We start from the raw sequence: 19,155 nt of genomic DNA on the forward strand, positions 1-19,155 counted from the left end.
ACGGCAAAACATGGATGTGCTCCGACATCCAAATCGGTAGAATAGCGGTTTCCGGCTTAGCGCCTGCAAATCTTTGAATCGGGAGCCCGATGGGAGCCATCCAAAAATTGAATGAGCCGGTTTTCGACGAACTGAAACTGGTGCGTGCCGCGAAGGCGGGCGATATCGGCGCCTTCGAGCAGCTGGTTCAGCGTTACGACCGGAACGTCTTTCGCATCGCGCAGCATATTACGCAGAACCGCGAGGATGCCGAAGACGTCGTCCAGGACGCGTTCCTGAAAGCCTACGAGAATCTCAAGAATTTTCAGGAGCAGTCCAAGTTTTACACCTGGCTGGTGCGGATTGCGGTGAACGAAGCGCTGATGCGCTTGCGGCGCCGCCGGCCGGAACGCATGGTGTCCCTCGACGAAGAGGTCAAGACCGAAGAGGACAGCATGCCGCGGGAGGTCGCGGATTGGAGTCCCAACCCCGAGCAGCTCTACACGCAATCGGAGTTACGCGACATCCTCACCAAGACGATCCAGGGATTGCCTTCCAGCTTTCGCACGGTGTTTGTGCTGCGCGACGTGGAAGGGCTCTCCACTGAAGAGACCGCGGAGGCCCTGGACTTGAGTATTCCGGCGGTGAAATCGCGCTTGCTGCGGGCACGTTTGCAGTTGCGCGAGAGGCTGAATAAGTACTTTCGAAAGCGCAAGAGCGGAGACGGCAAAAAGTGAATTGCTCGGATTTCTTGAAAGAGTTGACGGACTACCTGGACGAAAGCCTCGATGCCCGTACACGGACCGAGTTGGAAGAACATCTGCAGTGGTGCCACAACTGTTTCGTCATCTGCAACACCACCAAGAAGACCATCGAGATTTACCGCGACTCCCAACTTTACGAACTGCCCGACGACCTCCGCACCCGCTTGCGCACCGCCATCGTCGCCAAGTGCCAGCACAAAAAGGCCTAACCGACCGCCGCCGACTTTTCCACAGCGCTTTTCGCTGGCTCCCAAAATGAACAATCCACAGTTATTTCAGTGGCGACGTTCAACGAACCTTTTCCGGCTGGGCGGAATCTAATAATCTACTGGGCTGAAAACTTTCGCTCGACTTCCGGGGCCCATTGTGAGGGGTAGGTCCATGATCATCAGAGACATCATCGATGTGTTGTTCGGCTGCTCCCACAAGCACTACAGTTTCCCGATCACTGCCAGGCCGGGACAACGCCGCAGCCCCGCGGCTGCCGTGACCGGCACGTATGTGGTTTGCCTCGATTGCGGCCAGGAGTTTGCTTACGATTGGCAGGAGATGAAGTTCGTCACGGCGCGTGCGAAGGCCGGCGAACTGGCCGAAGCAGCCGAACCGTTTGCCAAATCTGCCTGACGGGCAGCTTTATCCCTTCTTGGGGAGATGCCGACTTTGCCGAAGCGGGGCGCTTGCCCTCGACCTTTGGATTCCGGCGAAGCGCTCGGCCTGCCACATCCCTGCTCTGTCGTTGCCAGGTGATACCCCAAACTCGCCGGGTGATACCCCCAAAAAGTAACCGGCAGCCCAGGCTGCCGGTCTTTTCTGAAACTGAAAACCGAAACTCTTAGTCGTTATCTCTCCGCTTCAGCGTCGGACGATCGTCGTCGTTGCTGCCGCTGTCCTGGCCGCTGCCGGTCTTCTTGCTGTTGTCGGCCGTGGTGCGCCGCAGCGTAGGACGTCCTTCCTTGTCCTCGGGGCCAGTCATCTTGCGGCGGTTCTCGATCGCCGCCAGCCGCGTCTTCACGTCGTCGAACTCGGAGGTGTTGATGATGTACTGGTCACGCGCCGGCAGCACCTTTGCGATCTCGTCCTGGCTCTTGGTGATTCGGTCCGGCGTCTGCGGATGGGTGGCAAACGCCTTCGCCAGTGTCCCCGGCTTCTTCTTCTCCTTCGCCTGGATTTTTTCGAAGAATGAGATGAACGCCTGCGGGTCGTAGCCGGACTTGTACATGTACTCCAGCCCGAGGTAATCGGCCTCGGCCTCGAAGCCGCGCGAGAACGACAGGAACGTCAGCGGCAGTCCCAAACCGGCCGCCGAGCGGATGGCGTAGCCGATCCCGCCGCCGACGAAGATGAGCGGAATGGTCGCAATATTCGCAAACTGCGCACGCGTCATCTGCCGGGTTGCGTGGCGTGCGGCGACGTGCGCGATCTCGTGTGCCATCACCCCCGCCAGTTCCGCCTCGTCATCCGCGGCCAGGATTAGCCCCGAGTTGACGTAAAAGAACCCGCCGGGCAGCGCGAAGGCGTTCAACTCGTCGGAGTCAACCACCTTGATGGTAAACGGCACGCGCGCGTCGGAGTTCCGCACCAGATTTTGTCCAATCCGGTTGACGTACTCGGTCACGACCGGGTCCTGCACCAGTTTCACGCTGGCTTCCACCTGCGCCGCGTACTCCTTGCCCATCGCGATCTCTTTTTCCAGCGAGTACCAGTTGCCCAGCCCCTTGCCGCTGCCGATCTTGCGGTTGCCGATAGCATCAATGTCGTTCTTGCCGCCGTCGTGCGTCTCTTTCGGCGGATTCGCCACCTGTGGAACAAGGCCGTCATTCTGCAGTTGCTTGTCGGTCGTGGTCCCCTTCGAATCCGCGGTCTGCGAGTCCGCGGTCTGCGGCGTGCCGGTCACCGGAGGGGCCCCGGTAGGATTCGGGTTCTGGGCGTCGGGAGTGCTCTGCGCAATCGTGCACGGCGCCAGGGTCGCTACCAGCAACGCAGTCACCAGCGTATAGGCGCGAAACTTCATGGTGCACTTCCTTTGAGGTTGCTTGCCGACGAGCTGATTAGCTTCCATTATACCGCCGAAATATGCTGCCGAAACTCAGCAGCGTCCGCCAGGGCCGCGGCCCGCTGTGTCGCCAGTCTATGGTTGGATGTGCCTTCCGACCATCGGGACACAGTCAATTCTCCCCGGGTACTTGGGCCAAGCCTTCCCCCTTGGATTGAACCCGCCGCCGCGCAACAAGTCTCGCAGGGACGAATATGTATCCGTAGTACCATCTCGTCCGCCTCTGAAGTGCCCAGTCCCGAGTCGATGGCGAGCCAGGAACATGCCACTCGAAATTTCATCGCTCGGCACTCGGTACTAGGTACTCAGCACTAGGAGTTCCCCATGCTCGACCGCAGGTCCTTTCTTTTCAATACCGCAGGTATCGCAGCCGCGCTGGCCGCCGCTCCGCGCCTGCTGGCGCAGTGCAGCCTCGAGCCTACCCTGCCCGACGCCGCTCTTTATGCCCGCGATGAAGACGCCTACTGGCGCGAGGTGCGCAAGCAGTTCCTCATCCCCGCCGACGAAATCTATCTCAACAACGGCACCGTGGGCTCCTCCCCTGCCCCGGTCATCCAGGCGGTCATGGACGGTTATCACGCCACCGAAACCATGGCGCAGAGCGATCCCGAGGATTACCCCATCTGGGGCTACGGGCCATTCAACGAATTCCGCGACCCGCTGGCGGCCTTCGTCGGCGCCACCCGCGACGAAATCGCGCTTCTGCGCAACGCCACGGAGGCCAACAACTTCATGATCCATGGCTTCGACATGAAGCCCGGCGACGAGGTTCTCATCAGCAACCAGGAGCATCCCAGCGGCGAGGAGCCTTGGCAGCTGAAGGCCAAGCGCTATGGCGTGGTGGTCCGCAAATTCGAAATTCCCCGTCCGCTGATCTCCCCCGCCGACGTGCTCAACCGCATCAACGACGCCATCTCCCCGCGCACCCGCGCCATCTTCATCAGCCACATCACTACCGACACCGGGGTCGTGCTCCCGATCAAGGAAATTTGCGCGCTGGCGCGCAGCAAGGGCCTGGTCTCGATGGTGGACGGCGCGCACGTCACCGGCATGATGCAGCTCAATATCCGCGAGCTTGGCTGCGACATGTACAGCTCCAGCCCGCATAAATGGCTGATGGCGCCCAAAGGCAGCGGATTCCTCTACGTGCGCGAGGAGATGCAGGACCGGCTGTGGAGCACCGTCACCACCGCCGGCTGGGACGATCCCAAGCTCAAGGCAGAGCGTTTCCAGCGCATCGGATCGTCCAACGTGCCGTCGCTGTGGGGTTTCCGCGCGGCCCTGGACTTCGCCAACAAGATCGGCATGGACCGCATCGAGCGCCGCCACCGCGCGCTGGCCGACTACGCCATGGCCGGAATGAGCCGGCGCGGCGTCGAATCCTGGACCTCGCCCGACCCAGCGCTGCGCTGCGCCATCGCCACCTTCAACATCGCTCCCATCCAGATCTACGAACTCGAAAACGCGCTGTGGAAGCAATACCGCATCCGTATCCGCGGCGGCGGACCCTCCAAAATCCGGCTCTCCACTCCCTACTATTTGCAAAAAGCGGAGATCGATCGTTTTCTCGAGAAGTTTGACGAGTACAAGCGGAAGAAGGGGTAGAGAGTTTCAGTTTCAGTTTCGGTTTCAGTTTCAGTTGAAGAACGTAACTGGTATCAAAAATCGATCCATGGGTAGGGCTCGGCTTCAGCCGTGCCGGACAGGCCCTTTATTCTTGTCATTCCGGGCGCAGCGAGGAATCTAGGTTTTTTTGTGGACGAGGAGAGGTGTCCGGCCTACGTCGAGCGCAAATTTTCCGACCGCTCCGATGGCTCAATCGTCGAAGCGCCGTGCAGGCTCAGGATCTCGATCCTGGTGGCGCGCCACTCGCCGTTCTTGTCCTGCTGCGCCGTCACCCGCACCTCGGCGCCGGTGCCGATGGACAGCGCCGGCATTTTCTGCCTTTCGCTGACAGGTACCGCCTCGGAATACACCACCTGTGCGCGGCTGATGCCCACCCGACGCACCTGTCCGTTCGTGCTCTTCATGTACATCCATCCCGGCGTCATGTCGGGGCCGTGAATCACCACACCGCGGAAGGTCCCCGGCGTGTCAGCCCACAAGTAAGTGGCCACCAACAGAAGTGCGAGGAAGGTCGGCACTGCCATCTTGCGCATGGCAGATTCGATGCCGGACCCCACGGCCCGGGTTACGAAAAAAAAATTCCACCCCTCACGCCTGCAGCCTGGAGCCTGAAGCCTAGTCGTAATACTCCAGCCCCAAATGCGTGATCAGCGACTCGCCCTTCAGGTGGCGCAGCGTGTTCTTCAGCTTCATCAACTGGATAAACAGATCGTGCTCGGGGTAGAGCCCCGGCGCCGACATCGGCGACTTGAAATAGAAGCTCAGCCACTCCTGGATGCCGAGCCCGCACAGCTCGGAGCTGCGCTTCGCCAGGTCGAGAAATAGCACCAGGTCGAGCACGATGGGCGCCGCCAGAATGGAATCGCGGCACAGGAAGTCCACCTTGATCTGCATCGGATAGCCCAGCCATCCGAAGATATCAATATTGTCCCAGCCTTCCTTGTTGTCGCCGCGCGGCGGGTAGTAATTGATCCTCACCTTGTGGCAGATATTGCCGTAAAGCTGCGGGTACAGCTCCGGCTGCAGGATGTGCTCCAGCACCGACAGCTTCGATTCTTCCTTAGTCTTGAACGAGCCGGGATCGTCCAGCACCTCGCCGTCGCGGTTGCCCAGAATGTTGGTGGAGAACCATCCGCTCAGCCCGAGCATGCGCGCCTTGAAGCCGGGCGCCAGGATTGTCTTCAGCAGCGTTTGTCCGGTCTTGTAATCCTTGCCGCAAATCGGCGCCTGGTTGCGCCGCGACAACTCGTGCATCGCCGGGATGTCCACCGTCAGGTTGGGCGCGCCGTTGGCGTAGGGCACGCCTTCCGACAGCGCCGCATAGGCATAGATCATCGAAGGCGCGATGTTCTCATCGTTCTTCGCCAGTGCCTGTTCGAACGACTTCACCGTCTGGTGCACCGCCGTCGGCTGCAGGAAGGTTTCGGTCGAGCCGCACCAGATCATGATCAGCCGCGAGGCGCCGGAACTCTTCTTGAAATCGCGGATGTCGTCCCTCACCTGCTCGGCGAGGTCCATCTTCGTTTTGCCCTTCTTGACGTTGGGGCCGTCCAGCTTCTTGACGTATTGGCGGTCGAACACCGCCGGGCGCGGCTTGATCTGCGAGAGGAATGGCTTGATGTTGTCGAGCAGTTCTTTTTCCAGCACGCCCGCCTTGCGCGCTGCCGCGTACATATCGTCCTCGAACGGGTCCCAGCCGGTGAACACCAGGTCGTTGATCTCGGCCAGCGGCACAAAGTCGCCGATGCGCGGCGAACGCCCGTCCGTCCGTTTGCCCAGGCGGATAGTGCCCATCTGGGTCAGCGATCCGATCGGGTGCGCCAGTCCTCGGCGCACTGCCTGCACCCCGGCCACGAACGTGGTCGCCACCGCGCCCATGCCCGGAATCATCACCCCCAACTTCCCTTCCGCCGGTGCAATCGCGCTCGCGGCCACGTGCGCCGCGGGCTTGCTCATCGGGGTCCGCGATGCCGCGGATCTGCTCGACTCCGGCTTACTCGACTGGTGTGCTTTTGCCGCCGATTTCCTACTCGTCTGCTTCTTGCTTGTCGCCATCATCACTTCCGCAAGTCAGAATGAATTCAAAACCATTTATCTTCTCGTATCGCGTCCGCTTTTGCAATTACACTGGCGCAGCCCGCGTTGCCAGCACCGTCCAAACTCGCCCTCATCACCGGCTCCTCCAGCGGCATCGGGCTGCTGACCGCCGTCACCCTTGCCTGCCGCGGCTATCGCGTCGTTGCCACCATGCGTGACCTCAACCGCCGCTCGCTCCTCGACGATGCCGCGAAAAACGCCGGCATCGCCGATCGCCTCGACGTCCGCGCCCTCGACATCTCCAATTTCGACTCCATTCCCCGCGTCATCAACGAAATTCTGCGCGACCACTCGCGCATTGACGTGCTGGTGAACAATGCCGGCTTCGCCTTTGCCGGCTTCGTCGAGGACATCCGCCTCGCCGAACTCCGCCAGCAGATGGACACCAACTTCTTCGGCCACGTCGCCATCACTCAGGCTGTGCTGCCCGCCATGCGCGCGCAACGCTCGGGCCACATCATCATGGTTTCGTCGGAAAGCGGCCGCATGGGCTCGCCCGGCATCGGCAGCTACTCTGCATCGAAATTCGCGCTCGAGGGCTGGAGCGAAACCCTGCGCCTGGAGACCCGTGCGCTCGGCATCAAGGTCGTGCTGGTCGAACCCGGCGCCTTCAAGACCGACATCTGGGACCGCAACGCGCGCCTGAATGAAGTGCTGGTCACCGGCAACTCGCCCAACCAGGAGCGTGGTCGCAAGTTGAAGGAATGGGCCGTGACTCTGCCCAAGGCCGACCCGCAACGCGTTGCCGACCTCATCGCCCGCATCGCCGCCGATCCCAATCCGCGCCTGCGCTACATGATCGGCCGCGACGCTCTGACGCGCTGGTGGCTGCGCAACCTGCTGCCCTGGAAGTGGTACGAGAGGCTGGTGCTGCGGAAAGTCGGTCTGGAGTAAACAAAAACCCAACCGCGGATTTCCGCGGATCAAGGAAGAAAGGTTTTGGTTTTCAGATCCGTGAGAATCCGTGGGAATCCGTAGTTGAGTTCGTTACGACGCGATCTCCGCCGCCGCGCCGATCACTTCCGCCAGGTTCTCCTCCAGCAACAGCGACGTCCCGCTTTCCCCGCGCTTGTAACGCACCTGCACCGTGCAATCCTTCACCGCCCGCACGAACCCCGCCGCCGACTCCGCGTCGGAAAACGACCGCCGGTAATATCCCGCGTAGTACTGCCCGCCGACGACATAGGAATATGCCAGGTCGGCTACGAAGTAACGGCTTGTTCCGGTATTGGGCTGGCGCCACTCGGCGCGCTCCACGCGGCCTTCCGCCAGCGGCCATTGCCGCGCCGCTCGCCGCCGCAACCATTGCCAGCCGCGTTCTGCCAGCACCGCAAGAAAGATCGCCAGCACGAAGATGCCGGACTGCTGGACTTCAGGTGCCACTGCCTGCTCCCGGTTTGCTGCATCCCAGCGTACGCGGCTGCCGCACATCGCGCTGTGACCAACATCACACCGGGGTGGCAAGCGGCTGTTCCGCGTATACTCGCCCATGTCGGAGCATGATCATGCGTCTCGCGTTTGTCGCCCTGATGGTTCTCGCGCTTGCTGCCGCCGCCCCCGCGCAACAGGGGCGCCGCTCGCGCCCGCCGGCGCGATCCTCCCAGCACCCACTCGAAGAAGATCAGAAGGCCATCGCCGAACTGCAGCGCCGCGATATCGAGGCCAACATGGCGCTCGATACCGAAAAGCTCCTTGCCCTGCGGACCGACGATGTCGTTTACCTCGTGCCCGGGCGCGCGCCGCTGGTCGGACAGGATGCCGTCCGCAAGTACCTGGGAGAAATCCGCGCTCAGCTTGCCAACTGGGACATGCTCGCCTACGAGGAAAGCTGGCAGGAGGTGCAGGTGGTCGGCGACTTTGCGTTCGAGTGGGGAACGGTCAACATCCGCGCCCGGCAGGAGGGCGAGAAGCGCGAGTCGGCGGCGGTGCGAAATATCATGCAGGTTCTCCGCCGCCAGCCGGATGGTGATTGGAAGATTTCGCGCGCCATCTGGAACATCCAGTCACCGCCGCCCGCGCCGCCACCGGCGAAGCCTCCGGAAAAACCAAAGGATTAACCGCGGATTTTCGCGGATTCACACGGATCAATTGCATTTCTGTTCCGATCCGCGTAGATCCGCGGCAATCCGTGGTTAAGCTTTTTCTTGCGTTCCGAAATCGGCAATCGGCAATCGAAAATGAATTTGCCTTTTGCTACCTCTGTGTCCTCTGTGGCTAAGCTCCCGGGGACTCATTCGCGCCGATCCGGTGCTGCCAGCGCGACCACACGAACCACGCGGCGCCTACCACGATCACTGCCAGGATCACGGCGTCGAAGCGGTGAAACCAGGTCTTGAGCCGCGGGTCGGTTTCCCATTTTTCCCCCAGCACGCGCCCGACATAGGCCAGCATCAGGCACCAGGGAAACGAGCCCACAAAGGTGTACACGTGGAAGCGCAGCCGCGGCATGTGCGCGATCCCCGCCGGCAGCGCGATGAACGTGCGCACCACCGGCAGCAGCCGGCTGATGAACACCGCGCTGCTTCCGTAGCGGTGAAAGAAGCGGTCCGCCCAGTCCAGTTCCCGCTTGCTCAACAGGATGTAGACGCCGTATTTCTCCACCAGCGGACGTCCGCCGTAGTAGCCGATCTCGTAGGCGATCACCGATCCCACGTTGCAGCCGAGCGCGCCGAATATCGCCACCAAGAACAGCGTGAAGGGCTCGCGCCCGTACTGCGCGGCAATCGAGGAAATCGTCAGCGCGCCGGAGAACGGCATGATCACTTCCGACGGCAGCGGAATGCAGGCGGACTCAATTGCCATCAGCGCCACAATGCCGGGATATCCCAGCCGCGAGATGACGGAAATAATGAAGGCGCTCAGCGCCGCGATGATGTTGGCAATCATGAAGACAGTACCGAGTACCTAGTACCGAGCACCGAGCGCGCGCATCCGATTGTTGCTCAGTACTCAGTACTCGGTACTCAGTACTAGAAATCCTGCGAGTCCTGAGTAAAGGTATATCCCGGAAGGCTTGCGCCCTCGTTGCTCTTCTGCACCTTGACGCGCACTGTGTCGGTAGTGGCGGCGGTCGAGTCGGCAATGCGCAGGATCGCCCACTGCGTGAACACTTCGGTATACACCTTGGTGACCAGGAAATTTTGCGCCGTCTGGTCGTTGCGCCACACTTGCCCGAGCTGGATGGACTTCACCGCCATGGTGTTGCCAGATTACAGCAGTGAGAGAGCAAGCAACAAGTCGCTAATTGGGTGATCGGTTGTCGGTTATTCTTTGCCGGCGATCGGTGGTTCGGAATCGCGATAAACGGATGCGTGCATAATTTCGTTGCTCTGGAGGTTCGCCTGTCGAAAACCGCCTACCGTTTTTCCGGCAGCTTCCCCTCCAGCAGCCCGCCCAGCGCCGCCGCCGGCACCCTCACTCCCACCATGAACTGCCCGAACAGCGCGTACACCGCGCTGACCTCGTCGAAGCGCATCTCGTAAATCAGCTTCTTGAACACCAGCGGATCGTCGGCGAACAAGTCAACGCCCCATTCCCAGTCGTCAAAGCCGATGGAGCCGGTGATGATCTGGCGCACCGTTCCCGCATAGCGCCGCCCGATCTTCCCGTGCTCGTCCATCTGCCGCTGGCGCTCTTCGATGGGCAGCGTGTACCAGTTCTTCTCCTCGCCCCGGCGGCGGTCCATAGGGTAAAAGCAAACGTAGCGCGCGGCGGGAATTTCCGGCCACAGGCGCGGCTTCATCGCTTCTTTTTGCCGCTCCGTGGCGTCCGCAATTTCCTTGTTCCACTCCGCCGAGTGCGGTTCGACGCCGCGTTCGCGCAGCGTGCGATAGAGCTTCACCGAAGACTCGTACAGGCCCAACTCCACCACCGACAGGTACGACTTCGTAATCTCCAGGTATTCCGCCAGCGCCGTGCGCCCTAGTTCCAGCTCGATCTGTTTCAACTCGTCGAAGCTGTTTCGAAAGTGGACCAGCATCAGGTCGCCCTTGTGTCCCAGCACCGAATACAGCGCACTCTGTTGGGGCTCCAGCCTTTGCAGGACGGCCGTGGCTTCGGCGGCGATCCGGGAACGCTCCGCAGGCGTCAACTTCCGCCATTCCGGCCAGCGGAAGCGCGCCACCTGGTGCAGCACACTGGCGCCCTCCAGGGTCAGCGGTACGGGAAAAAGCTCGGTGGGCAAGGATTTCCGGCGGGCCTCGCCTCTGATCGAAGATGCCATCCTCAACTCCCGAAAACAAACTTGCATCCTGCTGCCGGCATCCATTCTACTCGTGAGGCTCGAAATCTACGCCCCGGAGATGTGCTCGCCTGCCCGCGCGCATCTGTTAATATTCCTGGCCGGCAGACACGAGGACGTTTCATGCCCGAACCCACGCATCGCGACCCGCCGGAACCGCGCCGCCAGGTGGTCAGCTTCACCTTTTACAAGGTTCAGCCGGAATGGCGGCGGCTGCCGGCGGCGGACAAGGCGGAGCACCGCCGCGAGTTCGCCTCCGTCATCGGCAAATGGCGCCAGAGCGAACAGATGACCGTGCTCACCTATTCGCTCTCCGGCCTGCGCGCCGAGGTCGACATGATGTTGTGGCGCATCTGCTATTCCCTGGATTGTCTGCAGCAGATGCAGGGCGAACTGATGCGCACGCACCTGGGCGCCTACCTGGAAACGCCGCACTCCTACCTCGCCATGACCCGCCACTCGCAATATAAGATCGGCCGGGGAGGTCACGACGGAAACGCCATCAAGTGTGGCGGCTATCGCTACGCTTCGGTGCTGCCGTTCACCAAAACGCGCGCCTGGTATCAACTGGCGTTTGAGGAGCGCCAGCGCATCGTCAACGAGTACCGTGACGCCATCGCCGACTTTCCCCGGGTGCGCATGAACACGCTTTACTCCTTCGGCATTGACGACCAGGAATTCGTGCTGGTCTTTGAGAGCGATCACCCCGCCGACATTGTGGACTTGAAAATGCGCCTCCGCGAAACCGAGAATGCAGTCTATATCCAGCAGGACACGCCCGTGTTCACCGGCATCCAGTGCGATGCCGACCAGATGTTGGAGCAGTTGGGGTGATGGCACGCGGCATCGTTCCCCGTCAGCCGTCCAAGAGCGGACGCCAGGAGGGCCGCCGAGCCCCGGTGCGCGCTACCCCGCCCCTTCAGAAATCATCGCGCCCGCCGCGCTTCAAGCCTCCGGTGAAATCAGGAGCCAAAACCAAGCGCCCGGCGAAGACCGTAACTCCGAAATCACCCAAGTCTTCTGCGAGGGTGCTGTACGATCCGCTGGCGCCGCAGCGCGTGCAGGAAATCCTGACGCGGCTCGATGCCACCTATCCCAACGCCACCTGCGCGCTCCACCACAACAACGCGTGGGAGCTGCTGGTGGCAACCATCCTCTCGGCGCAGTGCACCGACGTACGCGTCAACTTGACCACGCCTGAGTTCTTCCGCAAATATCCCACGGTGCACGCGGTCGCCGCCCTGAAGCCGGAGCAACTGGAACCCGACATTCGCTCCACCGGCTTCTTCCGCAACAAAGCCAAATCGGTGGTCGGCGCGGCGAAAATAATTGTCAGCGATTTCGGCGGCGAAGTGCCCTCGGAGATGGGGCAGTTGCTGACCCTGCCCGGCGTGGCGCGCAAGACGGCCAACGTCCTGCTCGGCACATGGTTCCACAAGAACGAAGGCGTGGTGGTGGACACCCACGTGTACCGTATCTCGCGGCGCCTGGAGCTGACCACCAACACCGATCCCAACAAGATCGAGCAGGACCTGGTGCGCATCATCCCGCGCGAGCGCTGGACCAGCTTCAGCCACCAGGTGATCTGGCACGGGCGCAGGCTGTGCACGGCGCGCTCGCCCAAGTGCGTGGATTGTCCGCTGGAGTCTGTCTGCCACGCCGCCGACAAGACCTGGAACACGGTAGATATCCACAAGACCGCCAAGCCGTAGCTTCCGCTCGGAGTAGCTCGGAAGCAGACTTTCGGGGTCGGTGGTGAGATGGCTGTTATCGACAGTTGGCGCGCATTGCTGGAACTTGGCCCCGCCTCGGCGTAAAGTGCTGCCGTGAAACTCTCTACTTTGCTGGCTGTATTCTTCGTGCTTTTATTCCCCACTCTGGCGTTAGGTCAAACAGAAAATACGCCGTGGAAGGAATACGTTTTCGCGTCAGACGGGTTTGCACTAACTCTCCCGTATGAGCCGAAGCCGCACCCAGACGCAAACGTTGCGGACGCGATGGTGTACACCGTCAATCTCCCCGACGCCGCCACAGTGACGTTAAGAGTTCTGCATCAGCCGCGCGATTGCCGCAATACATTACAACAGTTGAAGGACGGAGCACTAAGCGGCAGAGCGCCTGGGGCAGACGCTTCCTCGGTGAAAGATGTGACCATCGATGGGCATCCCGGACTGGAATATCGGTGGAACGTGAGCCCCTCTAGGGCTGTGCTGGAACGCCATTACTGCGTAGATGGGCGTTTCTACACATTCTCGACTGGATGGCTCAGTGCTCGTCCCTTGCCACCGACAGCGATGCGGGTCTTGAAATCGTTTCGGCTCGTGACCCGGGATTCGCGATGATGGTCAACTGTTGATAAATTCGCCTCATCACTAGGAACCGTTTTAGATTATGTGGGACTCGACGCAGTTTGCCGCGAGCGGGACTCGGCTGGAGATCCGACTCGCTCGCAGACGCAAGCCGCAGCAACGATCTACAAGGACGTAGCGATCATCGCCACCAGGCTCGGGATGGTGTACTCGCGAGCTTCGATGTCCACCCGCAGACCATGCTGGCGCATCGTCTCCGAAGTCACCGGCCCGATGGAAGCCAGCTTCGTGCCGGTGAGCAGCGCCTGGTTTCCCTTCCCTAGCAGGTCGAGGAAATTCTTTACCGTCGAGGAACTGGTAAACGTGATGACGTCGGGTTTGCGGCGCGGGTCGCGCAGCACCTTCGCCAGCTCCGTGCGCGACGATTCGGGCAGCACGGTTTCGTAGGCCTCGATCACGTCCACCTTGGCCCCGGCCTTGATGAGTTCGTTCGGGATCACGTCGCGCGCTACCTTGGCGCGGACCAGCAGCACGCGCTTGCCTTTGACCTCGGGCTTCAGTTCGGCGACCACGGCTTCGGCGACGTATTCTTCCGGCATGACGTCCACCGGCAGGCCGCGCTTTTCGATCGCCTTGCGCGTCGCCGGGCCGATGGCGGCGATGTTCAGATGCAGCAGGTCGGCCTCGCTCTTGCCCAGCTTGGCCAGCCGCGCGAACAGCGCCTGCACGCCGTTGACGCTGGTCAGGATGAGCCAGTCGTAATCCAGCAGGCGGGCGATCGCCTGGTCGAGCGCGCGCCACGACGCGGGCTCGCGGATCTCGATGAACGGGATTTCGATCACCTCGGCGCCGAGCAGGCGCAGCGCGTCGGAGAGCGCGCTGGCCTGGTGACGCGCGCGCCCTACCAGTACGCGACGCCCCGCCAGCGGCCGGGTTGGAATGTCAGCGCTTGCGTTCATGACGGAGTCGATGGCCCAATGTCGATGGTCTATGGCCCATACTCGATTCGATTTCCCTGACGACTGACGACTGGAGACTGACGACTGATTTCACGGTTTAAGTCGTTGGTCACTTGATCGCTAGTCCGTTCCCGCTTCGCTCTTGCTGACGACTGAAGACTGGAGACTGACGACTGATTTCACGGTTGCTGCGGGGCCGCGGCGGTTTCGCCGTAAACTTCCTGCAGGATGCGGTCGCCGCCGCGCTCCAGCAGCCGCTTGCCCACCATTTCCCCAAGCTTTTGGGGATCGTTGCCCGACTGATTTTCCCGCAACACCTTCGACCCATCCGGACGCGCCACCACGGCGGTCAGGTGCAGCACGCCGTCCTTCATTTCGGCATACGCCCCGATCGGCACCTGGCATCCGCCGCCGAGCTGGTTCAGCAGCGCGCGCTCGCAGGTGGTCGCGGCGCGCGCGGCCGCATCATTCAGAAACTCCAGATGAGCGCCGGTTGGCGCATCGCCGCTGCGAATCTCGATGCCCAGCGCTCCCTGTCCCACCGCGGGGCACATCACCTCCACCGGCAAAATCGCGCGAATCCACTCCGTGCGGCCCAGGCGATTCAGCCCGGCAGCGGCGAGAATGATGGCGTCGTACTCGCCTTCTTCCAACTTTCGCAGGCGTGTGTCCACGTTGCCGCGCAGCGGAAAGATGTTCAGGTCGGGACGCATCGCCTTGAGCTGCGCCTGGCGCCGCAGGCTGCTGGTGCCCACCCGCGAGCGCTGCGGCAGGTCGTCAATGCCGGTGAAATGCCGCGCCAGGAAAGCATCGCGTGGGTTTTCGCGCTTGGTGATGGCGGCCACCTGGAATTCTGGCGCCAGCTCCGTCGGCAGGTCTTTCAGGCTGTGCACCGCCAGGTCCACGCGCCCATCGAGCAGCGCTTCTTCGATCTCCTTGGTGAACATGCCCTTGGTGCCGACCTTGGCGAGGGCGACGTCGGTAATCTTGTCGCCGGTCGTCTTGATGATTTCCAGTTCCACTTCGTGCCCGCGCGCCTGCAGCAGTCCGGAAATGTGGTTGGCCTGCCAGAGCGCGAGTTGCGACCCGCGCGAGCCGATGCGCAGGCGCGCCATCAGCGCTTCGCTCCGTTGGCCGCCGACTCCGCTTTTTCTTCTTCCGCTTTGTGCTTCAGGTTGAACAGCCGCCGCACCACGTCAATCACCGTGGTGCCCTGCTCTTCGCGTGCCGCCGTTTTCAGCGTGGTGATCGGGGTATGCATGATCTTGTTGATGATCCCGCGGCTCATCGCCTCAATCGCCATCTCCTGCTCCGGCGAGAGCTCGCCCAGCCGGCCGCGCACGCGGTCGATTTCGGCCTGGCGGATCGTCTCCAGGTGCTCCTGCAGCGAGACGATCGTCGGCACCACGTCCAGCGTCTGCATCCGCGCCAGGAAACGCTCGACCTCTTCGTTGATGATGTCTTCCGCGCGTTCTGCCTCGCGGTGCCGGTCGGCGACGTGCGTGCTGACCACCTGCTGCAGGTCGTCAATGTCGTACACGAAGATCCCGTCCAGCTTGTTGACCTCGGGATCCACATCGCGCGGGACGGCAATATCGATGAAGAACATCGGGCGGTTACGCCGGCGGGCGAGGAACTTCTCGCCGTGCTCGCGGCGGAAAATCGCCACCGGCGCGCCGGTCGAGGTGATGACGATGTCGGCCTTGTCGGCCGAATCGTAGAGCTGGTCCCAGGGCAGCGCCTGCCCGTTGAATTTGCGTGCCAGGTTCTGCGCCCGCTCCAGCGTCCGGTTGTACACGAAGATCGAACCGGCGCCGTGCGCCAGCAGGTGGCGCGCCGCCAGTTCGCACATCTTCCCGGCGCCCACCAGCATGACGGTCTTGCCCGTCAGGCTGCCGAAGATTTTTTTCGCCAGTTCCACCGCCACCGATGCCACCGACACCGCCGAGCTGCCCACCGCCGTCTCGGTGCGGACTTTCTTGGCCACCGCAAAGGCGCGCGTCACCAGCGCGTCGAGCTGCGAATTGACCGCACCCACGGCGCGGGCCACCGCGTAAGCTTCCTTCACCTGCCCTAGCACCTGCGGTTCCCCCACCACCATCGAGTCCAGACTGGCCGTCACCCGGAACAGGTGGCGTATGACGTCCTTGTCGGTGTACTCGTAAAGGTGCTGGTCGAACTGCCGCGGATCAACCTGGAAATATTTCCCGAGAAACGCGCGCAGGTCGGCGCCGCCATTGCGCGAGCGCGCCAGCAGTTCCACCCGATTGCAGGTGGAAACAATCATCGCTTCTTCGATCCCGGGATGCTGCGCGAACTGCTGCACCGCGGCGGGCAGCTTCGATTCCGAGATCGCGAACCTCTCCCTCACCTCCAGGGGCGCGGTGCGATGGTTCACTCCGATGAGTTGCAACGTCATTGCGCGATGAACCTGTGAACTCCGCTAAAGTAATTGGCCGCCCAGGCGCCGACCGCCGCGATGAAGGCAAAGGTTGCCAGGTACGCGGCCCTCTTCCCGCGCCAGCCGGAATTCCAGCGCGTGTACAACAGCACCATGTAAACCGCCCACATCAGCAGCGACAGCAGGATCTTGGCATCCAGGAAGTACATCGGCCCGAAATGCTCCTGCGCGATCACCGAGCCGGCGATCAGCCCGAAGGTCATGAAGGGAAAGCCCAGCAGCAGCGACTTGTAGCCGATGTCGTCGATCACCTCCAGCGCCGGCAGCCTGGAAAGATAGCCTGCCAGGTGCTTGGCCTTCAGGCTGCGCTCCTGCAGCAGGTACAGAATGCTGGCGCCGAAACTGAGGAACAGCGCGGCGTAGCCGGTGAAGATGAGCGCGATGTGGGCAAAGATCCAGCCGCTGCGCATCAGCTTGGTTTCGAACAGCGGCGGCCCCTGCGCGATCGAGGAGGCGAAGGTCAGCAAAAACGCCAGCGGGAAAACGAAAATTCCCGGCGAGAGCGTCCGGTAGCGCGCGTACACCAGCAGGAAAAACGCCAGGATCACGAACGCCAGCAGCGATTCCGATTCATGAATGGACACCAGCGTCAGGGTGAGGTGGCCGGTGGTCATGGCGCTCTCCGCCAGCGAGACAAAGTGGAACACCATGCCCAGGCCGAGCGCGGGAAGCACCACCTTCGACAGGAAATTGCAGGGACGGCTCACCGCCGCCGTCGCCCACAACAGGCCGATGGCGTAGAAACCGACCGCGACTTTTAACCATAACAGCGGCATAAGCTCGGCCGCCTGCGCAGCGGCACGGACCCGGAACGCGGACCCGGAACGCGCTGCTTTTGCGCGTTCTGGGGTGCCTGTAGGCGGGAAGCTACGATTATAGCCCCGTGCTACACCGCCATGGTGCGTGCCGGCGGCACCAAGGTGCAACGGACGTGGTCACATTGGGCCGTGACCAGCGTCACCACGCGTTCGCCGCTACTCGATCCCCAGCCCGCTGAGCAGTTCGCCCAGTTCGCCGGCATCCAGGCTAAGGTGGCGTCCGGACTTCCGCATGTCTGCAATGTCGTCGAACCCGCGCAGCAGGCGCAGCTTGGCCGCGGCGTATTGCTCCGGCTCGGTGAGGGCCCGCCCGTGCGACGACGCCCATCCGCTCACCGCCGCATCGGTGACAAATACACTCACCGCAAACTTGGTCTTGCGGTCGGAACTGACGTCGAAGACGAACTCCGTCCCCGGGGCCTCCTCGGGCAACGCGCGCCGCTTGCCCACGAAGTAGTACTCGTAAACATAGCCGGTCTGCGCGCTGTGGGTCTTGAGTCGGCGAACAGTCATAAACAGGGCGGTAGAAACCAGCCCGACACGTAAGTGCCGGGAAAGCTCCTAGAAAAGGATCGGAGTCCCGTAGGTGTCTGTGTCATAGCTCGATTTCGCGCGTTGCAGTGGTCCAAAAGCGAACCGAAACCAGCCGCGGAGCGGCGAAATTCGTTAGCCCAGCGCGGCAGCGCTGGGTAAAGTGGACCAAAAAGCGCACGGCTATGACGCAGACACCGTAGGGACGGCACAAAATGCCTGAGCCTGGCCGGGATTTCCACGGAGCCAGTTCGCCCGTTAGCCTTCCACCGAAATCTCGCGCAGCCGCGCCGCCGCCGTTTCCGATGTCACCGGCGTGAAGTACACCTCCTTGAAGGTGTACGACTTCGCGGTCTTGGGCAGTAGCGGCAGGATTTCGATGTGCCAGTGGTAATCGTCGTCAATCGTCTTCCAGTAGTTGAGGATTTCCGAGCGATGCAGCGTGTTGGGCGCGGTGTGCACCACCAGGTGGAACTGTTCGGTCACGGCGCGAATGCGCAGCAGCGTGCGCCGCAGCAGTGCGCTCAGGTCGCGGGTGCCGCCGGGCCGCTGCACGGTGCGCTCAAAGAATGCCTCGTGCGTGCGCGGCATGATCCAGGTCTCGTACGGCACGCGCGGCGCATACGGGCAGAGCGAAATGTAGTCGCCGCGATTTTCCACCATGCGCGTCGCCTGCTGCTCCTCCTGCGCGATGATGTCGCAGAAGACGCAGCGCTCTTTTTGCTGGAAGTACTCGCGCCCGGCGCGCAGTTCATAGAGAACCCGGCGAGGCACGAAGGTGCTGGCCGTAATCTGCGACGTCGGGTGCTCGAATTCCTGTCCCGCCATCGGACCGTGATTCTTGAAGACGGTGACGTACTTGAAACGCCGGTCGCGCTTGAGGTCTTGAATGCGGTGGGCGATCAGCACCAGGAACTCGTCAATTTCGGCGTCGGATGCCCTCCACAGGTGCCCGTCGTGGCGCGGGTTCTCCACCAGCACCTCGTGCGCGCCCACCGGGCGCATGCGGTCGTAGAGACCGTCCCCACGCCGCTGCGGCTCGCCTTCGATGTGGTACAGCGGGTGGGGATGAACCACCGCGCGTGCCGACCATGGGCCGCCGTCGATCGAAGGCCGCGTGGCGATGACGTGGGTCGCGTCCTTCGAAGCGGGACAAAAATGGCAGCGGGTTTCACCGGCCGGCGTGGGCATGTCATCGCCGGTGATCACCCAGGAGCGTGTTATCGGATCTTTGCGCAGTTCCATTGGACTTAGGAAAACACCCTCTTCCGCGCGCGTCAACCTCGGCAGCGTTGCTGAACGGCGCAGCGGTGGCGAG

Annotated in this window: 21 protein-coding genes; 8 read left to right on the forward strand and 13 right to left on the reverse strand. The window is 62.1% G+C overall.

The genetic code is table 11. The features are described 5' to 3' along the window. The first annotated feature begins 89 nt into the window (after positions 1–89). The 3 genes from LAN70_08305 to LAN70_08315 all read left to right on the forward strand — a co-directional run bounded on the left by LAN70_08305 (position 90) and on the right by LAN70_08315 (position 1,367). Positions 90–716: a sigma-70 family RNA polymerase sigma factor gene (locus LAN70_08305; protein MBZ5511160.1), complete on the forward strand. Its 627-nt coding sequence runs from the start codon at positions 90–92 to the stop codon at positions 714–716. Beyond that, positions 713–952, forward strand: a complete 240-nt coding sequence (locus LAN70_08310) for a zf-HC2 domain-containing protein (protein ID MBZ5511161.1) — start codon at positions 713–715, stop codon at positions 950–952. The genes LAN70_08305 and LAN70_08310 overlap by 4 nt, the downstream gene beginning before the upstream one ends. A gap of 172 nt (positions 953–1,124) precedes the next feature. After that, positions 1,125–1,367, forward strand: a complete 243-nt coding sequence (locus LAN70_08315; protein ID MBZ5511162.1) for a hypothetical protein — start codon at positions 1,125–1,127, stop codon at positions 1,365–1,367. Positions 1,368–1,575: 208 nt separating this feature from the next. Here LAN70_08315 and LAN70_08320 read toward each other — a convergent pair whose 3' ends face one another. Continuing rightward, positions 1,576–2,754 carry a M48 family metalloprotease gene (locus LAN70_08320; protein MBZ5511163.1) on the reverse strand — a complete coding sequence of 393 codons (1,179 nt, stop codon included), beginning with the start codon at positions 2,752–2,754 and terminating at the stop codon, positions 1,576–1,578. A 366-nt stretch (positions 2,755–3,120) separates the two neighbouring features. On the opposite strand from LAN70_08320, the gene LAN70_08325 reads away from it, so the two are divergent. Further along, the gene (locus tag LAN70_08325; protein ID MBZ5511164.1) at positions 3,121–4,401 is read left to right on the forward strand and encodes an aminotransferase class V-fold PLP-dependent enzyme; all 1,281 of its coding nucleotides are present in this window, start codon (positions 3,121–3,123) and stop codon (positions 4,399–4,401) included. 173 nt (positions 4,402–4,574) lie between these two features. Here LAN70_08325 and LAN70_08330 read toward each other — a convergent pair whose 3' ends face one another. Then, a complete protein-coding gene (locus LAN70_08330) occupies positions 4,575–4,955 on the reverse strand; it encodes a hypothetical protein (GenBank protein ID MBZ5511165.1) in 381 nt (126 codons plus the stop codon). Positions 4,956–5,037: 82 nt separating this feature from the next. Beyond that, the gene (locus LAN70_08335) at positions 5,038–6,378 is read right to left on the reverse strand and encodes an inositol-3-phosphate synthase (GenBank protein MBZ5511166.1); all 1,341 of its coding nucleotides are present in this window, start codon (positions 6,376–6,378) and stop codon (positions 5,038–5,040) included. 186 nt (positions 6,379–6,564) lie between these two features. Between LAN70_08335 and LAN70_08340 the strand changes: the two genes are divergently transcribed. Next, positions 6,565–7,413 (forward strand): SDR family oxidoreductase, encoded by an 849-nt coding sequence (locus tag LAN70_08340; GenBank protein ID MBZ5511167.1) that lies wholly within the window; start codon positions 6,565–6,567, stop codon positions 7,411–7,413. A gap of 93 nt (positions 7,414–7,506) precedes the next feature. Here LAN70_08340 and LAN70_08345 read toward each other — a convergent pair whose 3' ends face one another. Continuing rightward, a complete protein-coding gene (locus LAN70_08345; protein MBZ5511168.1) occupies positions 7,507–7,902 on the reverse strand; it encodes a DUF3592 domain-containing protein in 396 nt (131 codons plus the stop codon). 122 nt (positions 7,903–8,024) lie between these two features. Between LAN70_08345 and LAN70_08350 the strand changes: the two genes are divergently transcribed. Beyond that, entirely contained in the window at positions 8,025–8,576 is a 552-nt protein-coding gene (locus LAN70_08350) for an SgcJ/EcaC family oxidoreductase (protein ID MBZ5511169.1), read from the forward strand. 157 nt (positions 8,577–8,733) lie between these two features. On the opposite strand, the gene LAN70_08355 is transcribed toward LAN70_08350, so the two are convergent. From LAN70_08355 to LAN70_08365, 3 genes are all read right to left on the reverse strand, one after another. Continuing rightward, complete coding sequence (locus LAN70_08355; protein MBZ5511170.1) at positions 8,734–9,405, reverse strand: DedA family protein; 672 nt, start codon at positions 9,403–9,405, stop codon at positions 8,734–8,736. 83 nt (positions 9,406–9,488) lie between these two features. Then, positions 9,489–9,716, reverse strand: a complete 228-nt coding sequence (locus LAN70_08360; GenBank protein ID MBZ5511171.1) for a hypothetical protein — start codon at positions 9,714–9,716, stop codon at positions 9,489–9,491. Between the two features lie 158 nt (positions 9,717–9,874). Further along, positions 9,875–10,741, reverse strand: a complete 867-nt coding sequence (locus LAN70_08365; protein MBZ5511172.1) for a heme-dependent peroxidase — start codon at positions 10,739–10,741, stop codon at positions 9,875–9,877. A gap of 141 nt (positions 10,742–10,882) precedes the next feature. Between LAN70_08365 and LAN70_08370 the strand changes: the two genes are divergently transcribed. Both LAN70_08370 and nth read left to right on the forward strand, forming a co-directional pair. Next, on the forward strand, positions 10,883–11,593 hold the full coding sequence (locus tag LAN70_08370; protein MBZ5511173.1) for a chlorite dismutase family protein: 711 nt from the start codon (positions 10,883–10,885) through the stop codon (positions 11,591–11,593). Next, complete coding sequence (gene nth / locus LAN70_08375) at positions 11,593–12,471, forward strand: endonuclease III (protein ID MBZ5511174.1); 879 nt, start codon at positions 11,593–11,595, stop codon at positions 12,469–12,471. The genes LAN70_08370 and nth overlap by 1 nt, the downstream gene beginning before the upstream one ends. Before the next feature lie 761 nt (positions 12,472–13,232). Here the strand turns inward: nth and LAN70_08380 are convergent. The 6 genes from LAN70_08380 to LAN70_08405 all read right to left on the reverse strand — a co-directional run bounded on the left by LAN70_08380 (position 13,233) and on the right by LAN70_08405 (position 19,082). Further along, positions 13,233–14,027 carry a uroporphyrinogen-III synthase gene (locus LAN70_08380; protein MBZ5511175.1) on the reverse strand — a complete coding sequence of 265 codons (795 nt, stop codon included), beginning with the start codon at positions 14,025–14,027 and terminating at the stop codon, positions 13,233–13,235. 179 nt (positions 14,028–14,206) lie between these two features. Further along, the gene (gene hemC / locus LAN70_08385; protein MBZ5511176.1) at positions 14,207–15,142 is read right to left on the reverse strand and encodes a hydroxymethylbilane synthase; all 936 of its coding nucleotides are present in this window, start codon (positions 15,140–15,142) and stop codon (positions 14,207–14,209) included. Beyond that, the gene (gene hemA, locus LAN70_08390; GenBank protein MBZ5511177.1) at positions 15,142–16,446 is read right to left on the reverse strand and encodes a glutamyl-tRNA reductase; all 1,305 of its coding nucleotides are present in this window, start codon (positions 16,444–16,446) and stop codon (positions 15,142–15,144) included. The genes hemC and hemA overlap by 1 nt, the downstream gene beginning before the upstream one ends. Then, positions 16,443–17,264: a cytochrome c biogenesis protein gene (locus tag LAN70_08395; protein ID MBZ5511178.1), complete on the reverse strand. Its 822-nt coding sequence runs from the start codon at positions 17,262–17,264 to the stop codon at positions 16,443–16,445. Before LAN70_08395 ends, hemA begins: the two co-directional genes overlap by 4 nt. A gap of 198 nt (positions 17,265–17,462) precedes the next feature. Continuing rightward, a complete protein-coding gene (locus LAN70_08400; protein MBZ5511179.1) occupies positions 17,463–17,819 on the reverse strand; it encodes a hypothetical protein in 357 nt (118 codons plus the stop codon). 276 nt (positions 17,820–18,095) lie between these two features. Next, the gene (locus LAN70_08405; protein MBZ5511180.1) at positions 18,096–19,082 is read right to left on the reverse strand and encodes a hypothetical protein; all 987 of its coding nucleotides are present in this window, start codon (positions 19,080–19,082) and stop codon (positions 18,096–18,098) included. Positions 19,083–19,155: the final 73 nt, after the last annotated feature.

It is taken from the genome of Terriglobia bacterium, assembly GCA_020072845.1.
Lineage (GTDB): Bacteria > Acidobacteriota > Terriglobia > Terriglobales > Acidobacteriaceae > JAIQGF01.

Excerpts from the sequence above, each read along its gene's own strand:
- LAN70_08400 (MBZ5511179.1), bottom strand. The coding sequence starts at position 17,819 with ATGACTGTTCGCCGACTCAAGACCCACAGCGCGCAGACCGGCTATGTT.
- LAN70_08305 (MBZ5511160.1), top strand. The coding sequence starts at position 90 with ATGGGAGCCATCCAAAAATTGAATGAGCCGGTTTTCGACGAACTGAAA.
- LAN70_08365 (MBZ5511172.1), bottom strand. The coding sequence starts at position 10,741 with ATGGCATCTTCGATCAGAGGCGAGGCCCGCCGGAAATCCTTGCCCACC.
- LAN70_08360 (MBZ5511171.1), bottom strand. The coding sequence starts at position 9,716 with ATGGCGGTGAAGTCCATCCAGCTCGGGCAAGTGTGGCGCAACGACCAG.
- LAN70_08320 (MBZ5511163.1), bottom strand. The coding sequence starts at position 2,754 with ATGAAGTTTCGCGCCTATACGCTGGTGACTGCGTTGCTGGTAGCGACC.
- LAN70_08325 (MBZ5511164.1), top strand. The coding sequence starts at position 3,121 with ATGCTCGACCGCAGGTCCTTTCTTTTCAATACCGCAGGTATCGCAGCC.
- LAN70_08350 (MBZ5511169.1), top strand. The coding sequence starts at position 8,025 with ATGCGTCTCGCGTTTGTCGCCCTGATGGTTCTCGCGCTTGCTGCCGCC.
- hemC (MBZ5511176.1), bottom strand. The coding sequence starts at position 15,142 with ATGGCGCGCCTGCGCATCGGCTCGCGCGGGTCGCAACTCGCGCTCTGG.
- LAN70_08315 (MBZ5511162.1), top strand. The coding sequence starts at position 1,125 with ATGATCATCAGAGACATCATCGATGTGTTGTTCGGCTGCTCCCACAAG.
- LAN70_08355 (MBZ5511170.1), bottom strand. The coding sequence starts at position 9,405 with ATGATTGCCAACATCATCGCGGCGCTGAGCGCCTTCATTATTTCCGTC.
- hemA (MBZ5511177.1), bottom strand. The coding sequence starts at position 16,446 with ATGACGTTGCAACTCATCGGAGTGAACCATCGCACCGCGCCCCTGGAG.
- LAN70_08335 (MBZ5511166.1), bottom strand. The coding sequence starts at position 6,378 with ATGAGCAAGCCCGCGGCGCACGTGGCCGCGAGCGCGATTGCACCGGCG.
- LAN70_08330 (MBZ5511165.1), bottom strand. The coding sequence starts at position 4,955 with ATGCGCAAGATGGCAGTGCCGACCTTCCTCGCACTTCTGTTGGTGGCC.
- LAN70_08395 (MBZ5511178.1), bottom strand. The coding sequence starts at position 17,264 with ATGCCGCTGTTATGGTTAAAAGTCGCGGTCGGTTTCTACGCCATCGGC.
- nth (MBZ5511174.1), top strand. The coding sequence starts at position 11,593 with ATGGCACGCGGCATCGTTCCCCGTCAGCCGTCCAAGAGCGGACGCCAG.
- LAN70_08370 (MBZ5511173.1), top strand. The coding sequence starts at position 10,883 with ATGCCCGAACCCACGCATCGCGACCCGCCGGAACCGCGCCGCCAGGTG.
- LAN70_08405 (MBZ5511180.1), bottom strand. The coding sequence starts at position 19,082 with ATGGAACTGCGCAAAGATCCGATAACACGCTCCTGGGTGATCACCGGC.
- LAN70_08380 (MBZ5511175.1), bottom strand. The coding sequence starts at position 14,027 with ATGAACGCAAGCGCTGACATTCCAACCCGGCCGCTGGCGGGGCGTCGC.